The following is a 4,228-nucleotide window of genomic DNA, read 5'->3' as shown; positions in this document are numbered from 1 at the left end:
CCCCGCTCCCGCCCCCGACCCCGCATCAGGGAGGTAGCCGTGCCCGGACCCCGAAGACGGCGTCGACGCGGAACCCTGGCCGGCGCGCTGGCCGCCGGGCTGCTCGTCACGCTCGTCGCCGTTCCGGCCGAGGCGGACAACTCGGCGATCGGGTACCCGGTCTACGCCGGATCCGCCGATCCCGTACCGGAGTTGCCCGCCGGCTTCACGGTGCGCCGCACGATGCGCGCCCAGTACGACGCCGACCGGCGAGCCGGGGACGGCACCGACTTCTGGATGGACCGGATGCTGGCCCGCAAGGGCGACGACCCGGCGGGGGACTGGCTGTTCACCCGGGGCCGGGCGGTGTTCATGAAGGAGCACGACCCCGGTCGACTGGGCTTCGCCGGGCAGGTCGCGTACTGGGAGAGCATCGACAACCGGTCCGCGTACACGGTCGACCTGGTGGTGGAGGGCGAGCGGCTCACCCTCCGGGAGAACGTGGGCGCCCGTGTCCAGACACCGAGTCACTGGCGCGGCGAGTTCACCCATGAGGCGACCGGGCTGAAGGTCGTCCAGACCAAGTTCATCACCGACGCCAATGTCGCCGTGACACGGCTGGCCCTCACCCACACGGGGTCCGGCAGCCGGGAGATCACGCTGCGGGCCTCGTCGCCTTACACCGGCACCCCGGAGGGACGCGAACTCAAGGGCGCGGTACCCGCGAAGAACAACCTCACCACCGTCTTCCCCCGGCTCAGCGGGGACGGCTTCACCCCCGACGGCGAGACCCTGACCCGTACCGTCACCGTCCCGGCCGGCCGCACGCTCACCACCAAGGTCCAACTCGGTTTCGTCACCGAGGAGATCACCGCGTCCCGGCCGGCGTACGACGCCGTGCGGACCGCGTCCCCGGGCGCTGCCTTCCGCGCGCACGTGCAGGCGTACAACCGCTGGTGGGCCGAGAACCTGCCGTTCATGGACCTCCCGGACGACAACATCGAGAAGACGCTCTACTACCGCTGGTGGCTGCTGCGGTACAACTACCTCGACGCCGACATCCCGGGCAACGACTACCAGTTCCCCACCTCGATGGAGGGCGTCCTCGGCTACAACAACGCCATCGCGCTGACCGTCGGCATGTTCGTCGACGACCTCAAGTACCTGCGGGATCCGAGCTACGCGTACGGGCCCTGGGTGTCGGCCGGCGAGGTGTCGAAGAACGGGAAGTACTCCGACAACCCCGGCGACCCGGAGAACTGGTCCAACAGCTACACCCAGTACATCTCCGAGGCCGCCTGGCGCTCCTACCAGGTGCACGGCGGCCCCGACGGCATCCCGCGCAACCTCGCCCGGTACGCGGAGAAGGACGTCGAGGGCCAGCTCGCGGCCTACGACCACGACGGCAACGGGCTGATCGAGTACGACTGGGGCGCGATGACCGGCAACGACGCCGACGCGGTGTCGTTCGACTGGAAACCGGGGAACCTGGACCGCGCCGAGTCGGCGTACGTGTACAGCAACGCGACGGCGGCGGCCCGCGCGTACGACGTCCTCGGTGACGAGGCCGGGTCCGACCGGATGCGCGGCGTCGCGAAGCGGGTGAAGGACGCCGTCCTCGAACACCTCTGGGACCCCCAGGACAAGCTGCTCAAGCACCGGCACGTGGCCAGCGACAGCCTGGTGCCCTGGAAGGAGATCAACAACTACTACCCGTACAGCGTGGGCCTGATGCCCACGCCGGACGAGGACCCCCAGTACCTCGAAGCGCTGCGGCTCTGGGCGGACGCCGAGCAGTACCCGGTGTTCCCGTTCTTCACCGCCAACCAGGCGGACAAGGCGGAGGCGGCCGAGCAGGGGCACCCGGGGAGCAACAACTTCTCCGTCATCAACTCCACGGTCACCTTCCGCTTCCTCTCCTCGGTGCTGCGGAAGTACCCCAACCGGTACATCGACCGCACCTGGTACAAGAAACTGCTCTCCTGGAACGCCTGGGCCCACTACGTCGACGGCGACAACCGGTGGCCCGACCAGAACGAGTTCTGGGCCGACGGCAGCGCGGACCCGCAGAAGGTCGGCTACCGCTCCTGGATCCACCACACCATCCTGGGCACCACCAACTGGACCGTGATCGAGGACGCGATGGGCTTCCGGCCCCGCGACGACCGGAAGATCGAGCTGTCCCCGATCGACGTCGACTGGCCCCACTTCGCCGTCACGGACATCAACTACCGGGGTACGGATGTGGCGGTTCTCTGGGACGAACCGGGCGACGGGAAGCGGCCGTACGGCCGCCAGGTCCCCGAGGGCTACTCCCTCTACCTCGACGGCAGGCTCGCCCTCACCGCCGACCGCCTCACCCGGCTCGTCTACGATCCCGCCACCCGCAAGGTCACCTTCCCCGACGGCGGCGGCGCCAAGGCCCGCACCACCGGGCTGCGTACGGCCGTCGCGGCACCACAGGACGTCGAGTACGGCCGGAAGGACCGCGTCACCGACCTCTTCGCCAAGGCCGGGCGCGACCTGACCGGCACGGCGACGGACAACCTCGCCGCCGGTGCCGGGACCCGCGCCTCCCACGAGGCCGAGGGGCGGGGCACGGCCGGGGCCGTCGACGGGTACACCGTCAACGAGCCCCACTGGGGCGCACGCGGCTCGGGGAACGCCGAGGACTGGTACGAGATCGACTTCGGACGGCCCCGCGCGGTCGACGACGTCCGGCTGTACTTCTACAGCGACAAGCGGCCGGGCGGGTACGCCGAGCCGGCGCTCTACACCGTGCAGTACCAGGACGGGGAGGGCCGCTGGCGGGACGTGACCCGTCCTGCCAGGACACCCGCCCACCCCCGGGCCAACCTCAACCAGGTGGCGTTCGAGAAGGTGACCGCGCGGAAGCTGCGGGTGCTGATGCGGCATCGGGACGGGCACACCAGCGGGCTGAAGGAGATCCAGGCGTTCCACACCGGCGTCCGGCCCCCGGCGGCCCGCAACCGGGCCCCCTACGTGGAGGCGTGGCGGGACACCGCGTACAGCCGTCCCGGCCAGGTGCGGCTCACCGGCGTCGTCGAGGACGACGGTCTGCCGAAGGGGAAGCTGTCCGCCGCGTGGAAGGCGGTGGACGGGCCCGACGGTGGCACCGTCATCTTCGAGGACCCGGGCGCGCCGACGACCGTCGCCCGCTTCACCGCGCCCGGCACCTACACCCTCGAACTCACCGCCACGGACGGCGCGTCGGACTCCTCGAAGAAGGTCGTGGTCAGAGCCGAGGGGCCGTCCGGCGGGCAGGTGAACGTGGCGCCCTCCGCGACCCCCACCGCCTCCTACACCTCCGGCTGGGAGTCGGTCGCCGCGATCAACGACGGCCGGGAACCCACCTCCTCCTCCGACGCCCCGCGCTGGGGCAGCTGGCCGCAGAAGGGCACCCAGTGGGTCCAGTACACCTGGGACGCCCCGGTCCGCGTGGACGGCTCCGACCTGTACTTCTTCCTCGACGCCCAGCCCGGCGCGGCCGACGGCGTCGGAGTTCCGGCGTCCTGGGTCATCGAGTACCGGGACGGTGACACCTGGCGCGAGGTCGCCGCGCCCAGCGGCTACGGCACCGCCGAGGACGGCTACAACCGGACCACCTTCACCCCCGTCACGACGACGGCCCTGCGTGCCCGGCTCACCGGGCACCCGAACCTGGCCCTCGGCGTCCAGGAGTGGAAGGTGTACGCGCAGACGCCGGAGGCGGTGCACGAGGTCCACGTCCCCACACCGCGCGGCACGGTCCCCGAGCTGCCCGACGAGGTGACGCTGGTGTACCCCGACGGTGCCACGGCCCGCTCGCCCGTCGTCTGGCCCGCGCTGACGGAGGAACAGGTCGCCGTGGGAGGCACCAGCGTCCGGGTCACCGGGATCGCCGACCTCGCGACCCGCCCGGTCACCGCGACCGTGTGGGTACGGCAGACCGACGCCGTCGAGATCACCAGCGTCGCCGAGGAACACGTCACCACGCGGGCCGGCCGGGCACCCACCCTCCCGCCGACCGTCGTCGCCACCTACAACGACGGCTCCAGGGACAGCCGCGTCGAAGTCACCTGGGACCCGGTGGAACCGGGCCGGTACGCCGAACCCGGCACCTTCGAGGTGAGGGGGACCGTGGCGGGCACGACGTACCGCGCCACGGCGACGGTCACCGTGACGGAGGCGTCGTGACCGCCCCACCGCGTCGCGGACTCTTATACAAAATTAACCCCCCCAAAAAAAA

At 71.0% G+C, this 4,228-nt stretch carries 1 protein-coding gene; it reads left to right on the top strand.

Annotation, left to right across the window (positions count from 1 at the left end):
• Positions 1-39: 39 nt before the first annotated feature.
• Complete coding sequence (locus tag P1P70_RS41470) at positions 40-4,176, top strand: Ig-like domain-containing protein (protein WP_319247193.1); 4,137 nt, start codon at positions 40-42, stop codon at positions 4,174-4,176.
• The last annotated feature ends 52 nt before the right edge of the window (positions 4,177-4,228 follow it).

It is taken from the genome of Streptomyces sp. MB09-02B (assembly GCF_033794485.1).
Taxonomy (GTDB): domain Bacteria; phylum Actinomycetota; class Actinomycetes; order Streptomycetales; family Streptomycetaceae; genus Streptomyces.
The sequence above is the reverse complement of the archived record's forward strand: the minus strand, read 5'-3'. Positions and strand labels throughout refer to the sequence as shown.